Source organism: Acinetobacter sp. ACIN00229 (genome assembly GCF_016106645.1).
In the GTDB taxonomy this organism is placed as follows: Bacteria; Pseudomonadota; Gammaproteobacteria; order Pseudomonadales; family Moraxellaceae; genus Acinetobacter; species Acinetobacter oleivorans.
Window position 1 is genome coordinate 22,449 of sequence record NZ_JADWOM010000025.1, and the last position, 25,221, is coordinate 47,669.

At 38.8% G+C, this 25,221-nt stretch carries 15 protein-coding genes; 11 read left to right on the forward strand and 4 right to left on the reverse strand.

Annotated elements, in window-relative coordinates; all coding sequences use genetic code 11:
• Nucleotide 1 precedes the first annotated feature (1 nt).
• Genes kdpB through I7H67_RS17840 form a run of 4 tightly spaced genes read left to right on the forward strand, consistent with a single transcriptional unit; the run spans nucleotide 2 to nucleotide 6,081 of the window.
• Nucleotides 2-2,041: a potassium-transporting ATPase subunit KdpB gene (kdpB, locus tag I7H67_RS17825; RefSeq protein ID WP_198308474.1), complete on the forward strand. Its 2,040-nt coding sequence runs from the start codon at nucleotides 2-4 to the stop codon at nucleotides 2,039-2,041.
• A 13-nt stretch (nucleotides 2,042-2,054) separates the two neighbouring features.
• On the forward strand, nucleotides 2,055-2,660 hold the full coding sequence (kdpC, locus tag I7H67_RS17830; RefSeq protein WP_198308475.1) for a potassium-transporting ATPase subunit KdpC: 606 nt from the start codon (nucleotides 2,055-2,057) through the stop codon (nucleotides 2,658-2,660).
• Between the two features lie 38 nt (nucleotides 2,661-2,698).
• Nucleotides 2,699-5,353, forward strand: a complete 2,655-nt coding sequence (locus I7H67_RS17835) for an ATP-binding protein (RefSeq protein ID WP_198308476.1) — start codon at nucleotides 2,699-2,701, stop codon at nucleotides 5,351-5,353.
• 11 nt (nucleotides 5,354-5,364) lie between these two features.
• Entirely contained in the window at nucleotides 5,365-6,081 is a 717-nt protein-coding gene (locus I7H67_RS17840) for a response regulator (protein WP_198308477.1), read from the forward strand.
• 72 nt (nucleotides 6,082-6,153) lie between these two features.
• Here the strand turns inward: I7H67_RS17840 and I7H67_RS17845 are convergent, their stop codons facing one another.
• On the reverse strand, nucleotides 6,154-7,578 hold the full coding sequence (locus I7H67_RS17845) for a glutamine synthetase family protein (RefSeq protein ID WP_198308478.1): 1,425 nt from the start codon (nucleotides 7,576-7,578) through the stop codon (nucleotides 6,154-6,156).
• Between the two features lie 407 nt (nucleotides 7,579-7,985).
• On the opposite strand from I7H67_RS17845, the gene I7H67_RS17850 reads away from it, so the two are divergent.
• On the forward strand, nucleotides 7,986-8,534 hold the full coding sequence (locus tag I7H67_RS17850) for a DUF2799 domain-containing protein (protein ID WP_004791516.1): 549 nt from the start codon (nucleotides 7,986-7,988) through the stop codon (nucleotides 8,532-8,534).
• A gap of 44 nt (nucleotides 8,535-8,578) precedes the next feature.
• Here I7H67_RS17850 and coq7 read toward each other — a convergent pair whose 3' ends face one another.
• On the reverse strand, nucleotides 8,579-9,214 hold the full coding sequence (gene coq7, locus I7H67_RS17855) for a 2-polyprenyl-3-methyl-6-methoxy-1,4-benzoquinone monooxygenase (protein WP_004791519.1): 636 nt from the start codon (nucleotides 9,212-9,214) through the stop codon (nucleotides 8,579-8,581).
• Nucleotides 9,215-9,217: 3 nt separating this feature from the next.
• Nucleotides 9,218-10,540: an MFS transporter gene (locus I7H67_RS17860; protein WP_081402187.1), complete on the reverse strand. Its 1,323-nt coding sequence runs from the start codon at nucleotides 10,538-10,540 to the stop codon at nucleotides 9,218-9,220.
• Between the two features lie 166 nt (nucleotides 10,541-10,706).
• Here I7H67_RS17860 and I7H67_RS17865 point away from each other — a divergent pair, with 166 nt between their 5' ends.
• From I7H67_RS17865 to I7H67_RS17890, 6 genes are all read left to right on the forward strand, one after another.
• Nucleotides 10,707-13,439 carry an autotransporter assembly complex protein TamA gene (locus I7H67_RS17865; RefSeq protein WP_198308479.1) on the forward strand — a complete coding sequence of 911 codons (2,733 nt, stop codon included), beginning with the start codon at nucleotides 10,707-10,709 and terminating at the stop codon, nucleotides 13,437-13,439.
• A 26-nt stretch (nucleotides 13,440-13,465) separates the two neighbouring features.
• A complete protein-coding gene (locus I7H67_RS17870; RefSeq protein ID WP_151988550.1) occupies nucleotides 13,466-17,971 on the forward strand; it encodes a translocation/assembly module TamB domain-containing protein in 4,506 nt (1,501 codons plus the stop codon).
• 319 nt (nucleotides 17,972-18,290) lie between these two features.
• The gene (locus tag I7H67_RS17875) at nucleotides 18,291-19,526 is read left to right on the forward strand and encodes a lactonase family protein (protein ID WP_198308480.1); all 1,236 of its coding nucleotides are present in this window, start codon (nucleotides 18,291-18,293) and stop codon (nucleotides 19,524-19,526) included.
• 127 nt (nucleotides 19,527-19,653) lie between these two features.
• Nucleotides 19,654-20,016, forward strand: coding sequence for a hypothetical protein (locus tag I7H67_RS17880; protein WP_004791531.1), 363 nt, complete (start codon nucleotides 19,654-19,656; stop codon nucleotides 20,014-20,016).
• 251 nt (nucleotides 20,017-20,267) lie between these two features.
• The gene (locus I7H67_RS17885) at nucleotides 20,268-22,907 is read left to right on the forward strand and encodes a bifunctional aconitate hydratase 2/2-methylisocitrate dehydratase (protein ID WP_005306651.1); all 2,640 of its coding nucleotides are present in this window, start codon (nucleotides 20,268-20,270) and stop codon (nucleotides 22,905-22,907) included.
• Nucleotides 22,908-23,201: 294 nt separating this feature from the next.
• Nucleotides 23,202-23,423, forward strand: a complete 222-nt coding sequence (locus I7H67_RS17890) for a hypothetical protein (protein WP_198308481.1) — start codon at nucleotides 23,202-23,204, stop codon at nucleotides 23,421-23,423.
• Between the two features lie 86 nt (nucleotides 23,424-23,509).
• Here the strand turns inward: I7H67_RS17890 and I7H67_RS17895 are convergent, their stop codons facing one another.
• Nucleotides 23,510-24,967 carry a DASS family sodium-coupled anion symporter gene (locus I7H67_RS17895; protein ID WP_198308482.1) on the reverse strand — a complete coding sequence of 486 codons (1,458 nt, stop codon included), beginning with the start codon at nucleotides 24,965-24,967 and terminating at the stop codon, nucleotides 23,510-23,512.
• Nucleotides 24,968-25,221: the final 254 nt, after the last annotated feature.

Sequence of the window (25,221 nt, forward strand, 5' to 3'; positions counted from 1 at the left end):
AGTGAAAATGAATACACAAACTCATGTAAATAGCCATAAACAAACCATGGCAGTGCCAAATTTTGAAGTTTGGAAAAATGCATTTGTGAAACTGCTACCGCAGCATGCAATTAAAAATCCTGTGATGGCAATTGTATGGCTTGGAACAGTAGTTACAGGCATTAGTACAATCTTGGGTTACACCACGCTGTTATTTGGTTTAGTGGTTACAGCAATTCTGTTTATTACCATTTTATTTGCTAACTATGCTGAAGCAGTTGCAGAGGCCAGAGGTCGTGGACAGGCATCTTCATTACGTGCAGCAAGAGAAAATTTAACGGCTCGAAGACTCAACTCTTTGACAGACCGTCAAACCACTCAAATTGCAGCTACTGAACTTCATTTAAATGATTTTATTGAAGTACATGCAGGTGAGCTTGTTCCTGCCGACGGTGAGATTGTAGAAGGCTTTGCCACTATTAATGAATCAGCTGTTACAGGTGAGTCAGCACCTGTGCTACGTGAAGCTGGAACAGACCGTTCAGGTGTTATTGGCGGAACCAAAGTTCTTACAGATCGTATTGTTGTGCAAGTGACTGCTGAATCTGGTCAAAGTTTCTTAGACCGTATGATTGCTTTGGTTGAAGGTTCAAATCGCCAAAAAACACCGAATGAGATTGCGCTTGGCTTCTTATTAATGGTGATGACAATCACGTTTTTAATTGTTGTGATTAGCTTGCCATTTATTGCCAAGTATTTGCATATTGAACTTGATCCAGTTGTGCTCGTGGCGTTATTGGTCTGCTTGATTCCTACAACCATTGGTGGCTTGTTACCTGCGATTGGTATTGCGGGGATGAACCGTGCACTCAAAGCGAATGTTTTGACAAAATCAGGTAAAGCGGTAGAAGTTGCGGGTGACATTGATGTGCTTTTACTCGATAAAACAGGAACCATTACTTATGGTGACCGTCAAGCGACTTCTTTTTATCCTTTAACTTCGGTAACCGAGTCTGAGTTGAGAGCTGCTGCTTGGGTAAGTTCACTTGCTGACCCAACACCAGAAGGGAAATCGATTGTTAAGTTAGCAAAAGAGCAAGGTTTAAAACAGCAAGAACCTGAACAAGCCGAATTTATCTCTTTTAGTGCTTCGACTCGAATTTCTGGTGTGAATTTACCGAATGGTGATCAAATTCGTAAAGGTGCGTTAGATGCCATTTTGAAATTTGTCGATGAAGATTATTCTCAAGATTTAGAGTTAAAAGCACGTGTTGAACAAGTCGCTAAAAAAGGTGCAACACCATTGGTTGTGGCAAATCAACATCATGTATTGGGCGTGATTGAACTCTCAGATGTGATTAAACACGGCATTAAAGAACGTTTTGCTCGTTTAAGAGAAATGGGTATCAAAACCGTAATGGTGACGGGTGATAACCCATTAACTGCTGCTGCGATTGCTGCTGAAGCTGGTGTAGATGACTATATTGCCGAAGCAAAACCTGAAGACAAACTGGCTTGTATTCGCACTGAACAACAACAAGGTCGTTTAATTGCGATGGTCGGTGATGGAACCAACGATGCACCTGCATTAGCTCAGGCAGATATTGGCTTAGCCATGAATTCTGGTACGCAAGCTGCGAAAGAAGCAGGCAATATGGTCGATTTAGACTCAGACCCGACCAAACTACTTGCGGTGGTTGAAATTGGTAAACAGCAGTTGATTACTCGTGGTGCTTTAACAACGTTTTCTTTAGCAAATGATGTGTCTAAATACTTTGCAATTTTGCCTGCATTATTCGCTGCAGCGATTCCGCAAATGCAGGTTTTAAATGTGATGCATCTGGCGAGCCCAAGTAGCGCGATTTTATCAGCATTAATCTTTAACGCGATTATTATCCCGTTATTAATTCCAATTGCTCTCCGAGGTGTGAAATTTAAACCTTCAACTGCAACTCAATTATTACGTCGAAATATGTTGATTTATGGTGTGGGTGGTGTGGTCCTACCATTTATTGCCATTAAAGCGATCGATGTGGTGATTGTTCAATTATTTGGTTTGTAATCTGGAGTTTGAAATGAAAACTTATGTACAAAATTCAGAAGCAAATTTGGGTCAGACCTTAAGAGCATCTTTAGGATTATTAATTTTTACTCTAGTAGGGTGCGGTGCTGTTTACAGTACTATCGCTACTGGCGCTGGGCAGGTTTTATTTAACAATCAAGCGAATGGTAGTTTGGTCGAAATAGATCACAAAGTTGTTGGGTCAACTTTAGTAGCTCAGCCATTTGTCGGGAATGAATATTTTCATCCACGTCCTTCGGCAGCAAATTATGACCCAATGGCAATGGCGGGTACAAACTTAGCTCGTACTAATCCTGAGTTACAAAAGCAAATCGACGCTCAGATACTCGCGGTGAAAAAGCAAGATCACACAAGCAATACACCTATTCCAAGTGATTTGGTGACTAAATCTGGCAGCGGTATCGATCCGCATATTAGTCCCGAAGCCGCTCAGTTACAGGTGGCTCGAGTGGCTCAAGCGCGCCATTTAGATCTTAAAGTTGTGGAAGGGCTATTGCAAAAGCATATTGAACCGATGCAGTTTGGTGTATTAGGACAAGCTCGTGTTAATGTATTAGAGCTCAATATTGCTTTAGATCAATTACAATCTACACATTAACTTAAAAATAAAGTTGTTAGTTTACCGGATGATATCAAGTGCAAAGCAATCGCGAAAATCAGGCTGAGGCCTTATTAAATCATGTCAACAGATATCAAGCCGGTCGACTAACGGTCTTTCTCGGTGCGGCGCCTGGTGTTGGAAAAACCTATGCCATGCTTGCTCGTGCCAAAGAGTTGTTTCAACAAGGTACAGACGTTGTTGTAGGTGTTGTCGAAACCCATGGAAGAACAGAAACTCTAAAAATTTTGGAAGGGTTGCCTCAGATTGCTAGAAAGGAAATGCAGTATCAGGGGCATAGTTTAGAAGAAATGGACTTGGATGCTATTTTACTTAGGCATCCCGAAATCGTTTTAGTTGATGAGTTAGCTCATCGCAATATACCCAATAGTCGCCATGAACGACGTTGGCAAGATGTCAATGAATTGCTAGATGCAGGTATTGACGTATTCACCACCATGAATATTCAGCATTTAGAAAGCCTAAATGATGTGGTGTACCAGATTACGGGCATTAGGGTAAGTGAAACTGTACCAGATAGAGTGTTTGATCGTATTCGAGACATTCGCTTAATTGATTTGCCAGTCAGTGAACTCATTGAAAGGCTCCATCAAGGAAAAGTCTATGTGCCCGATCAAGCGAATCTGGCACTACAAGGCTTTTTTAGCATTTCAAACTTAACTGCATTACGTGAATTGGCAATGCAATGCGTTGCGGAACATGTCGATTCAGATTTAAAAGAGAGTTATGCCTCTAAAGGTTTGAAATCTATATCGTTGCAAAACGAATTAATGATTGCGATAGATGGGCAAGGTTCTTCTGAATATTTAGTACGGGCAGGTTGTCGTTTAGCAGAACGTTATGGGGCTACGTGGACTGTAGTAAACGTTGCTAAAAGCTTGGACTTTGGGCAGAGTTCAGGAAATTCATATAAAAAAGAATATATTGAGATTGATCGTGCATTTGAACTGGCTCGGCAACTTGGTGGTCGCACAGAAGTAATATATGGCCATCAGGTTGCATCTGTTTTAATGGATGCTGCTGTGGATAGGGGAATCTCAAATCTGGTCATTGGCAAAAGTATTTCGCCGTGGTGGTTAAAGTTATTTAAGAAAAATTTAGCTCAACAATTATTGAATCAAGAAAACTCAATTGCTTTAACCATTTTGCATCCAGAACAGGGCACCAAAAAGACAACTCAGCTTGAAAAGCCATCATTTTTATCACTAAAAGAAAGTATTTTTGTTTTAGCCGTTACCTGTGCCAGTATTTTTATAGCGCACTTTGCTGAAGTTTTATTAGGGATTGAAGACTTTTCTGTCATTTTCATTATTTCAGTTTTAATTGTAGCAACGAAAACTAGAATGCTTGCTGCGGTAGTAGCCGCACTTATTTGTTTCTTGGCTTATAACTTTTTCTTTATTGCGCCACGTTTTACGTTTCAAATTTCAGCACACCAAGGGGTGGTTACCGTTGTTGCTTTTTTTGCGGCAGCTTTAATCGCTGGGCGTTTGGCTTCTCAGTTACGTCAGCAGGTTTTGTCTTTAAAAGCTGCCAATGCCTACACCACAGTAATGCAAGACTTGGCACGTAAGCTTTCTAGTGCGGTGAACCTTGAAGAAGTCATGCAAACAGGACGTATGACTTTAGAAACCCAACTTCAAACGAAGGTGTGGATTTCTATCCAAGATAGAGTTATTTCATCTGACATAGAACTAAATGATAAAGAAAAAGTAGCTGCAGAATGGTGTTTGAAACATCAACAGCCGTGTGGACGTTTTACCGATACCCTTAGTCAATCGAACTGGTGGTTTTTACCACTTTTAGAGCAAAAAAATAGCCTAGGTATAGTGGGAATTTACTTTAAGGATGACGTGGTTTCTCTAAATTTTGAGCAGAAAAAACTAACTGAAAGTGTAATTGAGTATATTGCACAGGCAGCACTTCGAACCCAATTGGTCAATGAACTTGAACAAGCAAAAGTCACCAGTGAAACAGAGCGATTACGTTCTGCTTTATTATCTTCGGTATCGCATGATTTACGTTCACCGCTTGCTTCTATTATTGGTGCAGCAGACACACTTGCCCATTTTAAAGCTGATATGTCAGAACAAGACCAACAGGATTTACTCGAAACCATTCATTTAGAAGGCGAACGCTTAGATCGTTATATTCAAAACCTACTTGATATGACACGTTTGGGGCATGAAGGTCTATCTTTAAAAAGAGACTGGATTGGTGTGGATGAATTAATTGGTTCTGCAACCCGCCGTTTAAAGCGCTATAAACCAGATACGCAAGTGTCGGTTGAGTTACCTGAACAAGCGATTAGTTTATATGTACACCCAGCACTGGTAGAGCAAGCCATTTTTAATGTTTTAGAAAATGCGGCAAACTTTTCACCTCCAGATGAATCTGTCATGATTCGTGCTCAACTTTCATCAGAAGATGAAGTAAAAATAGAAATTGAAGATAAAGGTGCAGGAATTCCTGAAGACGAAAGAAACCGCATTTTTGATATGTTTTACACTATGGAGCGTGGAGACCGTGGAAAATTTGGTACAGGTTTAGGGCTAACGATTGTTAAGGCAATTATTGGTGCTCATATGGGTACAATAGAAGCATTTTCAGGACGCCAAAATAAAGGTACTTTAATTCAAATCAGATTACCCATTCATCCAGTAAAAGAATAAGTTGTAAAGTCATGATAACTTCAGAAACATCGCCTGTAGAAACACGTATTGTGATTATTGATGATGAGCCTCAAATCCGTAAATTTTTAGACATCGCTTTAAGAACACAAAAATACAAAACCACGCTCTGTGAGACTGGTTACAAAGGCCTAGAAATTTTGGCGACCCAAGGTGCTGATTTGGTTATTCTTGACCTAGGTTTACCTGATTTAGATGGTAAAGAAGTACTCCAAGAATTACGTAGCTGGTCGAATGTGCCTGTTATTGTGTTATCTGTACGTGCCGATGAATATGAAAAAGTTGCTTTGCTCGATGCTGGCGCAAATGATTACATGACCAAACCTTTTAGTGTGCAAGAGCTTTTGGCGCGCATTCGTGTCATTTTAAGAAATCAACCGATTCAGCAAGAAGCACATGTGTATGATGATGGTTACCTTAAAGTCGATGTCACGCAACGTTTAGTTTGGGTTGAGCAACAGCCAATTACTTTAACTCGAAAAGAATTTCAACTTTTGACACTATTAATGCGCTATCAAGGACAGCTTTTAACACAGCCACAGCTTTTAAAAGAACTTTGGGGGCCAACCCATCAGGAAGATACTCACTATTTACGTATTTTGGTGGGTAAGTTACGTAGTAAACTGAGGGATAACGCGATTCAACCACGCTATATTGCTACTGAACCTGGTGTTGGATTACGTTTTTTAGCTCAACAGAAAAATCATTAGATATAAAAAAACCTTAGGGTATTTCTCCCTAAGGGTTTGCAAAGTGATTTATAGTTTTTTTGCTTTTTTTATTTATATATCCCAATGTTGTTCTGCTTCAGTCATTTGGCTGTAAATATTTTGATATTCAGCCTGTTTCACTGTGTACCAATGTTCGACAAAGTCTGCTCCTAAATATCCTTTTAAAATAAGACTTCCTTTAAATATTTTTAAGGCTTCTGGTTGGTTGTTGGCTAATAAAATATGCTCGTCTTGAAATTTTAAAAGATGTGCAGGTTTTGGCAGCGGTAACTTATGAGATAAGCCATAAGACACGCCAGCTAAAATAGTCGCTGCAACCAGATAGGGGTTACAGTCGGCTCCAGCAACCCGATATTCTAAACGTTGATTTTGTACATCTGAGCATGGAATGCGAATTGCGACATTACGATTATTGGTATCCCAATTGGCTTCTAATGGCACATGATGACCAATTTTAAAACGTCTATAAGAATTAATATTAGGCGCTAAAATCGCCATGGATGCAGGCATTAACTCAATGAGTCCACTAATCGCGTTTAGTAATTTGACGGAAAGCTCATCTTTTTCTACTTCTGAGCTAAATATATTTTCATGGTATTGATTAAGCAGACTCATATGAAAATGCATGCCGCTTCCAGCCTTTGCTAAGTTGGGCTTTGCCATGAAACAGGCAGTTAAGTCATGCTTTCTTGCAACTTGCTTTACAATTCTTTTTAAGGCATTAATTTGATCACAAAGTTTTAAAATATCATGGCTGTGTTGAAGATTTAATTCATATTGACCTGGTGATGACTCTGCAACAATAGCGGTAATTTCAATAGATTGAAGTAGGGCTGCTTTCTCAACTTCATCTAGGACTTGCTGATAGTTATTTGGCGCATCTATATCGAAACATTGGTTTTCTATGCAGGTTTCAGACTGATGCTGAGGTGAGAAAAGATAAAACTCTAGTTCGGCAGCCATGACAGGAAAATAATTGGTAACCTGTAACTGATTTAATAATTTTTTTAATATATTGCGTGGTTCATAGTGACAATCTGAACCATCTTCTTCTTGCATGGATAGGTAAAGCTGAGCATTCAATTCAGGAGATAATGCACTGGGTTGCAAGCTGCCTAAAATGGGCAAGCAAAGTTTGTCTGGTTCACCAATATATTTTCCTAAACCTGTCTCTTCAATCACTTTTCCATCAAGGCTCATAGCGTACACAGAAAGTGGAAAATAACATCCATTAGAGAGATTCTTTAAACTTTTAACATCAATCCGTTTCCCTCGAATATGTCCGTTTAAGTCGTGCAGACAAATATCAATGTGTTGGGTATGAGGATATAAATTTAAATAATCATCAACCTCTTTTAAAAAAAGCTCGGAATTGAAAATATGAGGTTGTGTTGGAGGAATAAAATCATCTGATATTTTAAATGCCTTAAAGTGAGGATTTTGTAAGTTTAAACTTGGGTAAATATGCGTACTCATTATAAAAAACCTTGGTGGTTATTTAGCTAAAATCCTACCTTAGCCTTGGAAGTTAATCGCGTAAAAAAAGAGTAAAATGATTAAAGAATAATTTATGATTGGTTTTAGTTTTTTATTTTAATAATCATAAACTTGTAATTAGTTTTTGAGGTAATAATTTTAAGTAAAATTAGTGTATAAAGGTCGTTTAAGAGCGAGCAAATTTCTACGAATTTGATTTTTTTAATTAAATAATATTAAGAATTATGACCTTTCAATTTGGTGAGAGGGTCAAACTGATTTAAACTTAAGACTTATCCAGTGAGGCACTTATTTTTGAAGTCTTGAATAGAGCAGGACCTTTTAGGGTGTTTACTGGAATTTTATTTTTGCGTTTTTTTTAATTTATTTTTTTGAGTTCTCTTAATATGAAAAATATCGGTTTAGCCATTCTAGCAATCAGCCTTTCAGGTTGTGCAGCAATGAGCGTAGAAGAATGTAAGACTGCGAATTGGTCATTAGTGGGTGAGAAAGATGGTTCAAAAGGTTCGTCGCCACGTTTAGATCAATATTACAAAGCATGTGGAAAAGCCAATATTGTTCCAGATCAAAAGTCATATGAACGTGGGTATAAAGAAGGTTTAGGGTATTATTGTCAGCCAACAAATATTTTTTATAGTGCTTTAGAAGGTAGTGGCAATATCAATGTGTGCCCAGTTGAGCAGCGTAATCGTTTAAGACCTTATTATCAGGCAGCTTCCGACTACTATAATGCAAAAAATGAATATGATCGTTATGACGAAAAGTTTAAGCAATATTCTGACAGTGCTTATAACGAAAAATTAAAGCCAGAAGAGCGTGAACGTTATCGTAAGCTTTTAAGAGAATTACAAAATGATCGTGATCGTATTAATCGAAACTATTGGAACTCAATTCGAGATATTGAACGTTTCAAATATGATCACGGCTTAAAATAATATTTAAAAAGGATTGATCCGAATTAGATCAATCCTTTGTTTTTTTAAAGATAATAACTCGTTTTTGTCATTAGCTTTGAAATAGCAGTCATCGTAATTTTTACTGCATATGGTAATTCAACACCACCTGCCTCAAGAGCTGTATGGCGATGATGTAATTCATCTTCATTCATTTGCTCTAAAATTTTACGAGAACGATCATCTTGAGCAGGTAACTGGTTTAAATGATCTTGTAAATGAAGGCTGACTTGACGTTCAGTTTCGGCCACAAAACCTAAGCTATATTTGTCACCCGCAATACCAGCAAGTGCGCCCATGCCATATGAAAGCCCATACCAAATTGGGTTTAATAAACTGGTATGACTATTTAGCTCTTTTAAACGAACTTCACACCACGCTAAATGATCTTGTTCTTCAATTGCTGCTTGTTGCATTTCTTTGCGTACATTTGGTAATTTCGCCGTTAATGCTTGTCCATGATAAAGGGCTTGTGCGCACACTTCACCACTATGGTTAACACGCATTAAGCCTGCAACATGACGAGCATCTTCTACACCTAGTTTTGCTTCAACCGATTCGGCCGGATTTTGGCGCTGTGCTGCTGTTGCACCCGGAACAAGACTACGTAATGCTTGATCAAAAGAGTTAATGAGCTGATCAATTCCAGTATAGTGGCGCATAAATTAGTCCTCCAAAGAAAGATGTGCTGTGGCAAGCATTGGTTTTAGACGTGCTAGAAGCCAAATACTAAAGATTGCACTAAGTACAGCTGTAATAATAAATAGTATTTTAATATCAATTTTTAAAACACTTAAGATTAAGATTGAAAAAATTGCAGATGAAACCATAAAAACGGCATTTAAAATGTTGTTTGCTGCTACAACACGAGCACGATGTGAACGTGGTGAATAAGCCTGCATCATGGCATATAAAGGAACAATATAAAAACCACCGCTAATTCCCAGTAAAGTCACCGCTAACATGACGTGATAGTAAACCCAACCTTGGGTAAAAATATCTTTTAACGTGAGTAATGCGCCAGTTCTTTCAGGTACAAAAGCTAAACTGGCAGCAAGGTAAAGCGCAAAAAGGGTAAGGCCAATCGCACCAATTGGTACCATTTTAATATTAATTTCTGAGCCACCAATTTTACGGCAAAGAAGAGACCCGACGCCAATACCGACTGAAAAGAAAGTCAGCAGAAGGCTAACGACATTTTCTGATGCATGCAGATTTTGTTGGGTAAGCTGTGGAATTTGCGTTAAATAAGTAGCGCCATAAAACCAGTACCACGAGTTACCTAACAAAATGGTGAACACTAACGGTAAGCTTTTAGCATATTTAATCGTTTGAAAACTTGTGCGAAGAAAATTCCAATCAATCTTTAAATCGGGAGCAGCAACTTTCTGTGGCAAGATGAAGCGACTACATAAATAGCCAATGCAAGCAATAATTACAACAGTAAGACTAATCCACAATAAGTTCCCATGCGATGATGCAATTACAGCACCACCTAAAATCATCCCGAATAAAATTGCCATTGATGTGCCTGACTGAAACAGAGCATTACCAGACATTAATTCTTGTGGTTTTAAAATTTCAGGCAAAATTGCGTACTTGATAGGACCAAAGAACGTTGAATGTGTCCCCATCAAAAATAAGGCAAAAAGAAGTAACCATAAGTGCCCCAACAGGAAACCCGCAGTACCGATGAGCATAATAATAATTTCTAAAATTTTTATGCCACGGACGAGTTGAGAGCGCTCATATTTATCTGCAATTTGTCCAGCAGTGGCCGAAAAAAAGAAATAGGGCAAAATAAACAAGAGAGCTGCTAAATTATTGAGAGTACTTACAGGGGCAGATTGCTGTTGAATCAAGCCATAAGTAATCACTAATAATAAAGCTTGCTTAAAAACGTTATCATTTAATGCGCCAAAAAACTGGGTAAAAAACATCGGTACGAACCGACGTGATGTCATCAGGTGCTCATCTTGTTTCATCATGTGCAAACTTCATTGTGTTTTATAAAAAAATGTGACCGATTGTTAATTTGCATCGAAAACCATGTATGATATTTTTAACGCTTGATTAAATGAAAAATCAATGGTTTTGAGTGAGTTTTACACTTACCTTGGTGCGTTTTATTAAAAAATAAGTCTAGAGTTTTCTATGCCTTCTAAAATTAAGTTTAAACAGTCAACTCTCTCTCATTCTATGCATTTAATTTTAAAAATGCAGGGGATTCCTAAACTTATTTGTAGCAGCTTGTTGTTCACGGTTTGTGTAACACAAAGTTTTGCTCAAACTTCAGTTGATAGTGACACTTCAACTTTAAATCAAACGGTGCCTGATGCGTCAACTGAACAATCAGTTCCAGTGAGTCAGCAAACAACTGCTCCAATAACAGATATTGCTACACTTGTGACTCAAGCGCAGCAACAACAAGATAGCTTGGCTATATTGCAACAACAAGAACAATTTCCAAATCAAATTGATGAATTTAAGCCAATTACGCTTGATAATCTTGATGATTTACCGGACATGCCTGTTGATCAAAACATGGCAAACGAAATTTATAAAGTCGCTGAAGAAGCTAAAAGTGAGGCGCAAAACTTCCAAAATGGTACTCAGAAGCTACCCGAAGTTACAGTCAGTGATGCAACTCAGTCTGAGTTAAATCAGATTAATCAAGCGCCTGTAAATATTGATCAGCTTATGCAAGAGATTAAATCTGACAGTCAGATTGTAGTCGAAGCCAATGAAACTGGAAAAACTTTACCTGAGTTAACTCCGGAGGCTGAGCAGCCACCTGAGCAAGCTGGTTTCTTTAAACGTATTTTAAATAAAGTGCGCCCACCACGTGCAATTCCGATGGAACAAGTGCCGCGTATTAGTGCAGATGTAGACGGTGCTCCAGATGCGCTGGCCAAAAATATTAAAGGGAAATTATCAACATTTACCCAAGAATCATTTGAAGATTTTAATGCGGCTTTACCTCAGCTCAGAACATTAAGTAATCAGGCAGCTCAAGCAGTTGGTTATTATAATGCTGAGTTTAAATTTGAAAAATTAAGTCCGAGCCGAGTTCGCGTTAAGGTTACCCCAAATGAACCAGTGCGAATTAATGAGCAAAATATCGAATTTACTGGTGCTGGTGAAAAACGCCCTCAGTTTCAGGTTATTCGCTTAATTCCTGATCAGGATGTTGGGGATATCTTTAATCATGGTTTATATGAAACCACCAAAACCCGAATTGTTAACGCAGCCACTGATAACGGTTATTTTGATGCTTATTGGCGACTGCACGATGTGAAAGTGAGTCAGCCAGAAAACAAGGCTGATATCAATTTGCGCTATGAAACAGGTGAGCGCTATAAATTAGATAAGGTTGAGTTTCGCATGAGCGATCCATCGAAACCCTTACCTTTGAACCAAAATATTTTAGAAAGTATGGCGCCTTGGAAAGAAGGTGATGACTATGCATTTTGGCGTGTAAATACTTTAGCAAATAACTTAACCAACTCTCGTTATTTTAACTACACCTTAGTTGACAGCATTAAACCCGATCCAATTGAAAAACCACTTGAACTACCACCAGATTTGCAAGCTTTAGTCGATGAGCAAAATATCGATGTGGATGAATCTAATTTACTTTCACCTGAAGAAAGACAACTTGCTAAAGCACGTCAATTAGCCACATCTAATAAAGAAGTTACACAAAACGTAGTAGATGAAAAACAGTTTGCTGGAACACAAAAAGTAAAAGAGGGAGAACCTCAAACAGCAATGTTGCAAAGTGCTCCAAGTCAGCAAGATGATAAAGAAACTGAACAAGATCGTTTACAAGCTCAAGCACGTGAAACGAAAAGAATTCCAGTTATTGTGACTTTAAATGCAGATAAGCTAAATAGTTTAGAAACGGGTATTGGTTATGGGACCGATACAGGTGCACGTTTACGTAGTCAGTATCGCCGCTCTATTGTGAACAAATATGGTCATTCTTTTGATGCCAACTTAGAAGTCTCACAAATTCGTCAATCTATTGATGGCCGATACAGTATTCCCTATAAGCATCCGTTAAATGACTATTTTAACATCGTGGGCGGTTATGAGCGTGAAACTCGTGATGACATTGGTCCAGATGTAAGTTTGCTTACTGAATCCGCTGTTGTTGGTGGTGAGCGAATCATTAAGCGTCCACTAGGGAACTGGCAACATACTTTTGGTGTCCGCTACCGTTTAGACCGTTTAACCCAACAGGGTAATGTTGATATTTCTGAGCTACCAGATGCATTTAAAACTGCGGCATCAGAGCAAGAAGCATTATTATTTAGTTATGAAACCTCAAAAACTTCGAGTAATACGCGGTTAAACCCAACGAAAGCTTTTAAACAAACCTATAAATTAGAATTAGGTAGTGAGAGTTTACTGTCCGATGCCAATATGGCTATCGCAAGTGCAGGTTGGAGATTTATTTATTCTCTTGGTGAAAATGATGATCATCAATTCGTTGGAAGATCTGACCTTAGCTACATTTTTACCGACGATTTTGACAAAGTTCCGTACAATCTTCGATTCTTTACTGGTGGTGATCAAACAATTCGTGGTTTTGACTATAAGAGTCTTTCTCCAGAAGTAGATGGATATAAAATTGGGGGACAAGCTTTGGCTGTAGGTTCTTTAGAATATAACTATCAGTTTAAGGACGGTTGGCGAGCCGCTGTTTTCTCAGACTTTGGTAATGCCTATGATAAAGACTTTAATAATCCAGCAGCTTATAGCGTTGGGGTTGGAATTCGCTGGAAGTCTCCAATCGGACCAATCCGTTTAGATGTCGCTTCGGGTATTTCAGATGAAAACCATCCGATTCGTTTACATTTCTTTATAGGCCCACAACTTTAAAAATAAAATTTTATTAGGTTTATTTTATGGCGGATGTAGAACAGCAGCCAACTTCGGCACCTCGCTCACCTAAGAAGCGGCGCATTTTGCGTAGTTTCCTGCTGACGATATTGATCATATTTTTATTATTAGCGTCTTCGTTAGTCATCATGATGTCAACAGATCGTGGAAGTCGTTTTTTATTAGATCGGGTTTTAGAAGCTCAGAAAATAATTAAATATGAATACGAAGGCGGAAACTTACTGCGCGGAATTATTCTTAAGAATGTTTTGGTGCAATTAACCGAAGTTGATGTTTCATTAGACAGAGCTGACGTAGGCTTAGGTTGGCGCTCTTTATTATTAGAAAAAGAAGTGCATTTAAGCCATGCAGATGTGCGTAATTTACGTATTATTAATAAAACACCGCCGTCTGGTAAGGCATTCGAATTTAAGCCAATTAAATTACCATTTGTTCTACGCGTCGATGAAGCTGATGTTGATCATTTAGAAATTAAGCTAGCAACCTCAGATGTAAATTTCCATGATGTTCACTTGCAAGATGCACTTTGGTCAGAGACTAAACTGGAATTTGAAAAATCCAGTATGGATATGGGGTATCTTTCAGTCCACAATGCCACAGGAAAAATGGATTTCAGTGGTAAATATCCATTAGATGCTACAGCAGATTTAAGAATCCCATCTTTAAAAAGTTTAAATATTCAAAATATTAAAGTCGTTGCACGCGGAAGTTTAGATACTTTAAAAGCTGGGGTTGCAACAACAACTCCTGATTTGTTAACGGGTTGGGTGGTATTGCATCCTGTTCGTGATGAAGTTCCAATGCAAGGTGAGTTACTACTAAAAAATTATCACTTACCTTTATTAGTTGAACAAAAATTATTTGCAAAAAATGGTGTAATCAAGTTTCAAGGTGATATTAAACAACTTAATTTGGCCGTTGATACAGATTTAAAAGGTGAGAATTTACCTGAAGGTCAATACAACGCTTTAATGAATACTGATTTGGTTCATCAGTTAAATATCACTGATTTTAATGGCCAAGTCATGAAAGGCGCTGTTAACCTGAAAGGTTTAGTCAGCTGGAAAGATCATGTTACTTGGGATATCAAAGGCCGTTTAGACCATATTAATCCGAAGGACAAAGCCATTCCTCAGGTTGTACAAGACTTTTTACCGCCAAGTTTAGATGCTGCTGTTGCCTCAACCGGTTCTTTGGAAAAAGGTACAGAAGTATTTGCTAATGTTGATTTCGACCGTTATGAGTCTTGGAAGCTTAAGTTTAATCAGGCTCCTGAAAAAAATAATAAACCTCAACCAATGCTCATGAATGTAGCTTGGACGAAAATAGATCGTGCAATGCCTTATATTGGGTGGTTAAGTAGTGACAGTGGTCAGGTCGATTTAACGTTACGTGATGGTCAGCAAGATATTAAAGTTGCAACAAAAGTATATCAGCATGAAAAAACTTTATTGCCAGCAGGACAATATCTAGCGAATTTGAATGTTAAAGATAATATTTTAAATGTTCCTAATTTTAGTTTTGCTGCTGAAAAAGGTAGCTTAACTGGTCAGGCTAAAGTATTTCTTCCGACTGAAAAACGTCAGTTGGTTTGGAATGCATTATTAAATGCAAAAGATTTTAATCCACAGAGTATATATGCGGCAGCACCTGTCAATCTTTTAAATGGTTCGATTAAAGCAAATGGTTTTGCTAAACCAAATCAGCAAATCATTCAATTTGAGAAAATTGATTTAACTGGTCGACTGGCTCAAGCCGGTCAAGAGACTGTTAGTTTGGGTGGGAAAAGTACCGCAGCACTATTATTCCATGATGTAAAAGCTGGTGGTGGCTTTAAAGGTTTTGCAGTTAATTATGATGGATCTTTAAAAGCCCTAAAACAGGCAAATGGTTTATTGAAGTTTTCTATAGCGGGCACACCAGATTTTATTCGAATTAACCAGCTACAGCATGATGGTGTTGCTGGGAAAATCTATGCAACAGGTTCTGTAAATTTGAAAGATCGCATTGCATGGGATATTAATAGTTCATTGGTCCGCTTTAAACCTCAATATTTTACCTCAGCTGTAAAAGGTGAAATTTCAGGTAATCTGAAAACCCAAGGGGTTTGGGCAGATCATTTAAAACGAATTAATATTCAACAACTGAATCTTGCTGGCTTTATAAATAATAAACCTGTTCGAGGTAAGGGTAATCTATCTTTATTGATGGACTCTAACCAAAACGGCTTTTTACCTCAGCAATTTGAAGCAAATAATTTATTTTTAGTCTATGGGCAGAATCAGCTACAAGCGACAGGTAATGCTCAAAATCTAAAAATCAAGCTCAATGCACCAGCACTTTACGAGTTATACCCAGGATTACGCGGTCGAGCTTATGGTGATCTGAATGTACAATCACAACCACGTTTAAAAGCAACAGCAAATATCGCCGTAGATGATTTTGCTTTTAATACTTTAGTGAGTGTGAAGAGATTGAGTATTCAGGGTGAACTTCCGACATCGGAAACAACGCCAACTCAATTAACCGCAAAATTAGATAATTTGCGTAGTGGAAATAGACAAATTCAGTCTGCTGAAGTGAATTTAACAGGAACGAGAAAAGCGCATTTATTGAAAGTACTTGGCAATAATAGTATTTCTAAGTTCTATGTTCAGTTAGCAGGTGGATTTAACCAGAACAATGATTGGTTAGGACAAATCCAAAAAGGAAGTTTTGATTCAAGACGCATTCGTCTTGCACAAAATCAAAATGCTCCGGTGATTTATTCTTCTGCAAGATCTGAGCTATATGTAGGTCAACATTGTTGGCAAAGTGCGAATAGCCAGCTCTGTTTTGATCAGCCAGTACGAGTAAGTAAGGCTCGCGGTAATATTTCGTTTGTAACTCAAAACATGGATTTAAGTGACTTCGCGGCATTTATGCCCGAAGGCTTGGCGATGACTGGGCAACTAAATGGTTATGCCAAGGCAGCGTGGGTAAATGGTGGACATCCAAAACTTGATGCACGTTTAATTACACGTAAAGGTGAAATTGGTTTAGCTGCTGAAGATCCACAAGACCCTGCAACGACTTTGGCTTATGACGAATTAGGAGTGATTGCAAAAAGTGTATCTGAAGGACTGTTATTCCGTGTTGATGTGAAAACACCTGATATTGGTACGGGTTATGCGAACGTCATTATCAATCCATTCCAGCCATCAATGCCAATGCATGGTGAAGTCGCATTTAATGATGTGCAATTAAAAGTCCTAAAACCATTTATTCAAGATGTCCGCAAACTTAGTGGAACCTTAGCCTTAGCTGGTAAAGTCAACGGTACATTAACTCAGCCACAATTTACTGGTGAAATGCGTTTGAAAAATGGCGCAATCAGTATGATTTCGCTTCCAGTTAATTTAACGAATGTTCAGGTTTACTCATCAATTCGCCAGGACATTGCAACAATTGATGGCGCGTTTAACAGTGGTCAAGGCGTAGGGCTTTTAAAAGGTAGTTTTGAATGGAAAGATTCGCCGCGTCTTCAATTAAACCTTAAAGGTGATAATTTACTTGTACGTCAGGCTCCATTAATTACTGCAATTGCTAATCCAAACCTTACACTTGATATGTATCCTTTCGATAAGCGTTTAAGCTTAAAAGGATCGGTAGATGTTCCTCGTGCACGTATTTCAATGCCAGAAACAACTGCTCCAGTCATTAACACCTCATCAGATGTCCGCATAGTTCGACAAGGCCAAGATCCGCTTGCAATTTTACGAGCTGCTAAACCTTGGGATATTCGAGCTGATATTGCTGTTAATATTGGAAACCAAGTCATATTCCAAGGCTTCAACAGTAATATTCCTTTAGTTGGTCGTTTAAATTTAAGCCAACGTGGCTACGAGACTGCAATGAGAGCGAATGGAGCAATTGGTGTCAGTCAAAAAGTGAAAATCGAAGCCTACGGACAAAGTCTAGATTTGAATCGAGCAATTGCGCGTTTTAATGGTCCACTGGCTAATCCGACTTTAGATATCGATGCAAACAAAAATGTTCAGGGCAGTATGGTTGGGGTACGTGTTACAGGTACTGCAACATCGCCAAACATTCAGGTTTACAATGATGCTGGACTATCTGAGCAAGAAGCATTGAACGCGCTCGTTACGGGTCGTATTAATGAAGGTTCAAGTGGTTTAAGTAATGCAGAAGGATTTAAGTCCGATGTAAATAACACCATTGCTGCCGCAGGGATTAGTATGGGATTGGGTGGTACACGTGCTTTAACGAATCAGATTGGACGTACTTTCGGTTTGAGTGGCTTAGCTCTAGATGCACAAGGTACGGGTGAAGATACGCAAGTGAGCTTAACGGGCTATATCACACCTGATCTATTTATTCGTTATGGTGTTGGCGTATTCACCCCAGTGAACAAGCTGACTTTACGTTATCAAATGAATCGACGTTTATACTTAGAAGCAAGTCAGTCTTTAGAAAGAGCGATCGATTTATTCTATAACTGGCGCTTCTAGTAGACGGAAATTAAACATTAGAAAGTACCTTTGTACCTATAATGATTTGATTAGTCTCAAGTAATAACGAAATAACAGCTCACTTCTTAGTGGGCTTTTATTTTAAACACTTCTATAGGATTTAAAAAATTGAATATTTATCGATATAGAGTATCGATTCTCTTAAAAAGAACTAAAGCTTGAACAGGCTTTTAATTAAAGAAAACTCACTTGAAAATTACTATTTTATAAATTAGTTTTCAGAATCATTAAATGAAACTAAATTGATAATACCTTGTTGATAAGTGCAAATAAGGTGGTTTTTTCCAAGGATATAGCAGTGAAAATAGATACTTCTGTTGAAATTAAATATGACAAGGAAAACGATACAAATACTAAATATCGTGGGCTAATTCAAAAACTAACAGCAACATTGTCGATGACGCTTTTGTCATTTGGATGGGGCTCTACCGTAAATGCTGCACAACAACAAATTGCTTTGGTAGGAACATGGACATCGATTCCTAACGCACCACTTGCGCAAAAACCAAAACAAGCCAGTGAAGGTTTGTATCAGCTTAAAGTGAATAGAGATGGAACCTTAACTCCTGTTAATGTCTTGAAAATGAAAAGTCCTTCATGGATTGTGAAATCGAAAGATGGCCGCTTTGCCTATACTACCAATGAAGAAAATGAAGGGGCGGTGACTGCATTATCAATTCAAAATGGAAAGGTGGAAGTGTTAAACACAGTGGATAGCCATGGTGGACATCCAACACACGCATCCATCAGTTTAGATGGCAAATTCCTATTTGTGTCGAACTATTCGGCATTTGATAAAGGTCGTGGTGGGGTAGCTGTTTTTCCAATTTTGCCAAACGGTCATTTAGGTGAAAAAGTACAAAATATTGTTTTTAGCGAAGGTTCTGGTCACGTCAAAGGTCGTCAGGACAGTGGTCATGCGCATTCGACTACATTTAGCCCAGATGGTAAGTATCTATATGCAAGCGATCTTGGAAATGACAAAGTCTATACTTTTCACTATAAGCCGAATAAACCTCAACCACTCGAAGCAGACAATAGCCGAGATGTGACTTTTAGGCATGGTTCTGGCCCGCGTCATATGGTCTTTTCACCAAATGGCAAACATGCGTACGTTACCGCAGAAATGCGAAGCGAAATTGTGACATTTAATGTGCAAGATGGTCATTTGAAAAAAGTGGCTGAGCTAAAATTAATTCACGAAGACAAAACACCTGAATTTAAAAGCGCGAGTGGAATTATCCTCAGTCCAAATGGCAAATATGTGATTGCTGCTAACAGAGGGGCAGACAATAAACTTTTGGTATTTAAAATTCAGCAGAATGGATTGCTAGCTAAACCAGTAGTTTATAAAGCTAATGGTATTGAACCACGTGCTTTCTCATTCGATGCATCGGGTAAATATCTCTATGTAACGAATGTTTATAGTAATAACATTAGCTTGTTCCGTTTTGATGCCAACAAAGGCACCTTAAAACCCGCTGGTGATGCAGCAAAAATATCAACACCGACTGATATCAAATTTTTTAATTAACTCAAACTAGCATTTCTAATGCTTGATATAAAAAAAGCCGAGGGGAAATCATCTCGGTTTTTTTGACTGTTTTTGCAAAAATGATGATTTTCCGTATGATATGGGCAGCAATAATTAGTGTAGTGAAATGATGAAAAAGATTTTATTGATTGCAGTGAGTTTATTTTTTGTTGGTTGTTCAGAAAAGAAGCCATTAACACCTGAAGAGCAATGGCATGGCTTTTGTACTAGCGTAGGAAATGCGGCTAGAAGCATTGTTTTTGATCGCCAGCAAGCAATTGAAAAAACTCAGGCCGTTGAGCATGCAAATAAAATTGAAGATGACATTACCAAAAAGTTCATTCTTAATATTATTGATAAAGTCTATGCGATTCCAAAAGAAGAACTAACTCAAGATTCTCAAGCACTCCAAGAAAAAGTTAGAAAGCAAGCGATGGATGAATGTTTGATAACGCCTCATGACAAAATGCCAAAATATAAATCGTTCTAATTGTGTAAGGTTATTGAATTTCCTCTCTTGAGGGGTGTTTTTGCTCAAAAACAATCCAAATTTGGCTAATTTGTTCGTTATTTATACATGGGTATTTAGATACAAAATAATGGGCATCACGGAGAAACACCCCGTTTTCATTAACTTTTACCTTGAACTCTAGTAAACTTTTGTAGTCCATATTACTTGTGAAGCTTTTTAAGAAAGCTGGAATTTGCAAGTAATTTTTCAAAAAAAGAGGAATGAACACCGTGCTAGAAGCTTACCGCCAACACGTTGAAGAACGTGCCGCACTCGGAGTCCCACCGAAGCCACTTGATGATGCTCAAACAGCTCAGCTTGTTGAACTATTAAAAAATCCACCAGCAGGCGAAGAAGCGTTCTTGGTTGATTTGCTTGAAAACCGTGTTCCTGCAGGTGTTGACCAAGCAGCTTACGTAAAGGCAGCGTTCTTGGCAGCGATTGCAAAAGGCGAAGCAACTTCACCACTCGTTTCTAAAGAACGTGCAGTTTACTTACTTGGCACAATGCTTGGTGGTTATAACGTAGCACCACTTGTTGAGCTTCTTGACGATGCTGAACTTGCAAACCTAGCTGCTGAAGCATTAAAGAAAACACTTCTTGTATTTGATGCATTCCATGACGTAGCAGATAAAGCAAAAGCTGGTAACGCTGCGGCTAAAGCTGTTTTACAATCTTGGGCAGAAGCAGAATGGTTCACTAGCCGTCCTGATGTTCCAGAAGAAATCAAAATCACTGTGTTCAAAGTAACTGGTGAAACAAATACTGATGACTTGTCTCCAGCTCAAGATGCTTGGAGCCGTCCAGATATCCCATTACATGCAAATGCAATGTTGAAAAACGAGCGTGATGGTATCAATCCTGAAAAACCAGGTGAAGTTGGTCCATTAAGCCAAATCAAAGAACTCATCGCGAAAGGCAACCAAGTTGCTTATGTTGGTGACGTTGTTGGTACAGGTTCTTCTCGTAAATCTGCAACTAACTCTGTACTTTGGTTCTTCGGTGACGAACTTCCACACATTCCAAACAAAAAAGATGGTGGTGTGTGCTTAGGTTCTAAAATCGCTCCAATTTTCTTTAATACAATGGAAGACGCGGGTGCATTACCTGTAGAAATCGACGTTGCTAACATGAACATGGGCGACGAAGTTGTATTGAAAATTGACCACGCTGCTGCAAAAGTTACTGCTTTTAAAGATGGCGTACAAATTTCAGAAGCAGAACTTAAAACTCCAGTACTTTTAGACGAAGTACGTGCTGGTGGTCGTATTAATTTGATCATTGGTCGTGGTTTAACAGCTAAAGCACGTGAAGAATTAGGTCTTGCACCTTCTACATTGTTCCGTACACCTGTACAACCTGCTGACACTGGCAAAGGCTTCACGCAAGCTCAGAAAATGGTTGGTCGTGCATGTGGTTTAGCTGAAGGTCAAGGTATCCGTCCGGGTACTTACTGTGAACCTAAGATGACTACAGTTGGTTCTCAAGATACAACTGGTCCTATGACTCGTGACGAGTTAAAAGACTTAGCTTGCTTGGGCTTCTCTGCTGACTTGGTAATGCAGTCTTTCTGTCACACTGCTGCGTATCCAAAACCAGTTGACGTAACAACTCACCATACATTACCTGACTTCATCATGAACCGTGGTGGTGTATCTTTACGTCCAGGTGACGGTATTATCCACTCTTGGTTAAACCGTATGTTACTTCCAGATACAGTAGGTACTGGTGGTGACTCACATACACGTTTCCCAATCGGTATTTCTTTCCCTGCGGGTTCTGGTCTTGTTGCGTTCGCAGCTGCAACTGGTGTTATGCCACTTGATATGCCAGAGTCTGTACTTGTTAAGTTCAAAGGTAAAATGCAACCTGGTATCACTTTACGTGACCTTGTACATGCAATTCCTTACTACGCAATTCAAGCGGGTGACTTAACTGTAGAGAAGAAAGGTAAGAAAAACATCTTCTCTGGTCGTATCCTTGAGATCGATTTGTCAGAAATGGAAAATGACTTGACTGTTGAGCAAGCATTCGAACTTTCTGATGCTTCTGCTGAACGTTCTGCTGCTGGCTGTTCAATCACACTTTCTGAAGAGAAAGTTGCTGAATACTTACGTTCTAACATCACCATGTTGAAGTGGATGATCGCAGAAGGTTATGGCGATGCTCGTACAATGGCGCGCCGTGCTGAAAACATGCAGAAGTGGTTAGACAACCCAAGCTTGTTAAAAGCTGATGCTGATGCAGAATACTTAAAAGTTTACGAAATCGATCTTGCTGACATCAAAGAACCAATTCTTTGCTGCCCGAACGATCCAGACGACGCGAAACTTCTTTCTGACGTTCAAGGCGACAAAATTGATGAAGTATTCATCGGTTCTTGTATGACGAACATCGGTCACTTCCGTGCAGCTGGTCAGTTACTAGATAAAGTACCTGGTGGTTCATTGTCTACTCGTTTATGGTTGGCTCCACCAACTCGTATGGACGAGCACCAATTAATGGAAGAAGGCTTGTATAACATCTATGGTCGTGCTGGTGCACGTACAGAGATGCCAGGCTGTTCATTATGTATGGGTAACCAAGCACGTGTAGCACCGAACACAACATGTGTATCGACTTCTACTCGTAACTTCCCGAACCGTTTAGGTCAAGGTGCAAACGTTTACTTAGCTTCTGCTGAGCTTGCATCTGTAGCTGCGGTTCTTGGTAAATTACCAAGCCCAGAAGAATATCAACAGTACGCGTCGCAAATCGACAGCGCTTCTGCTGACATCTACAAATACTTAAACTTCGACAAGATGAGCGAATATACTAAAGAAGCTGATCAAGTTGATACTAAGAAAATCCAAGCTGCTCAATTGACTTAATGAGCTAGTATCAAGAAAAGCCGAAAGGCTTTTCCCTAGCGCAAGAGCAGGTCTATGATTTACTTGAGCAAAAGCTAAAAATAAGGGCTGATTAATCAGCCCTTATTTTTTGAAATAATTTCTAATTAATCTAAAATTTGATACCCAGCTTTAAATCAAAAAATTGTAGTGATTTCTGTACTATGCATATCTAATAATTTTAATGGGTATAGTCCAGTAATTTGGTCTTTACAATTCAATCAATCCATTATTTAATTATTGAAAATGAGTGACTTAAAAAGTTGATTCAACTAAATGGCTAAACAATCGCGTTTCTTATGTATTGGTGGATTCCTTAACGGTTCAGCAGTTAAAGACCAAGGGGATAGCTTTGTTTGTGTTGAAAATGATAAACGCGTCACCTATTACAAAAAGGAAATTTTCCATCAAGACTCGTGGGATCAAGATTACTACGTCTGCGAAACTACAACAGACCAACAAGCACGAAATTGGGTTTATGATATCAAGCCCGATTAATTCAGCAGATATAATTTAGTACTTCTTAAAATAAATATATGAAAAAGCCCCATCATAAGGGGGCTTTTTTTAAAACTAAAACAATTCTACCAATAACCCAACACTTTCCACCAAAGTCCGCCAATCAGCACAAAGATGATGATATTCACCACGCTCATGACAAAGCCAGCTTTCCACCATTCACCAAGTGTGGTGTAACCCGAACCGAACACTACAGGGGAAGTGCCAGTCGCATAATGGGTTAATGTCATCATAATGCTAGAAGCTGCTGCCATCATTAAAGCAAAGAGCATTGGCGGTGCACCGAGTGCAAGTCCTGCCGTATAAAAGGCTGCAAACATGGCGGTAATATGCGCCGTGGTGCTAGCAAACATATAATGTGCATACAGATAAGCAAGCATTAATAATAGACAAGCAGGCATCCAGCTTAGACCTAAATGACCAATACTGGTTTCTAAAACACTCGAGAACCACGTGATTAAACCGAGCTTATTTAAATAAGTTGCCATCATCACCAATGCTGCGAACCAAGTAATCGTATCCCATGCGTTCTTTTGCGTAAGAATATCATCCCAAGTGAGTTCACCTGTAAGTAGCAATAATCCTAAACCAATAAAGGCAGTCGTCGTTGGATCAACAGCCCAAGCAGAGCCAAAAATCATGGCGGGAATCCCTGCCCATAGCATCAATAAAATACCGAATACACCAAGCATGATGATTTCATTTTTACTAACTGGACCCATTTCTTTTAATTTACTTTTAGCAAACTGAGCTGCATTAGGCGTTTCTTTGACTTCGGGTGGATACATCAAATACATAATCAAAGGCATAATAATTAAAGCAATCAAACCAGGCAGTAACATCGCCAATGCCCAAGTGCTCCAACTTAATGAAATTTCACTATTGGTCGCCTTTGCCACTAAATCAACGACTAATGGGTTAGGGGCAGTTGCCGTAATAAACATTGCAGAGGTAATGGGGTTGGCTTGGTAGTTAACCAATGACAGATATTTTCCCATCCGACCTTCGGTGCCTTTGGCAGGATCAGAATCATAACTAGTAGAAATTGCCAGTACAATCGGATGAATTATTCCGCCACCACGAGCTGTATTACTTGGCGTTACAGGGGCGAGAATGAGTTCTGAAAGTACCATGCTATAGCCAATCCCAATGGTTTTCTTCCCCCAAACTGCGATAAATAAATACCCTAACCGTGCACCCAATCCAGTTTTTTGCAAACCTTTAGAGATCATGATGGAGATACCAATCAACCAGATGAGTGGGTTAGCAAAGCTACTAAGGGCATCTTGAATTGCACCGCTTGGGCTCGTGTTAGTCACGCCAGTGATAGCGACTAAAGTTATTGCAATAATGGCAATGGCACCAATTGGCATCGCTTTACCGATGATTGCGGCAATTACACCGACAAACATCGCTAACAAATGCCAAGCATCAGGATCAACACCATTTGGTACAGGAATCACGAACCAGATTAACAATGTAATAAATAAAGAAATAAGTGTAGGGAGGGCTTTAAATCCCATGTAATTTCCCCTTGTTTTCATATGATTAAAAATTAAAGTTCTTTATGAGTAAATCGCTAAAGACATAAGTATTAAAGTTCTATTATCGATTAAATGATTCAAGAATTCAAAAAATCACAAGCGATAAGTACTAACTTTCATTTCTATGAAAAACTTCATTCTTTTAAGTTAAATATTTCTTAATTTAAACCTAAGTTGTTAAGTTTTTCTGAATTTTTAATTCTGAAATGGATGTCAGAATGATAAATTCTCTG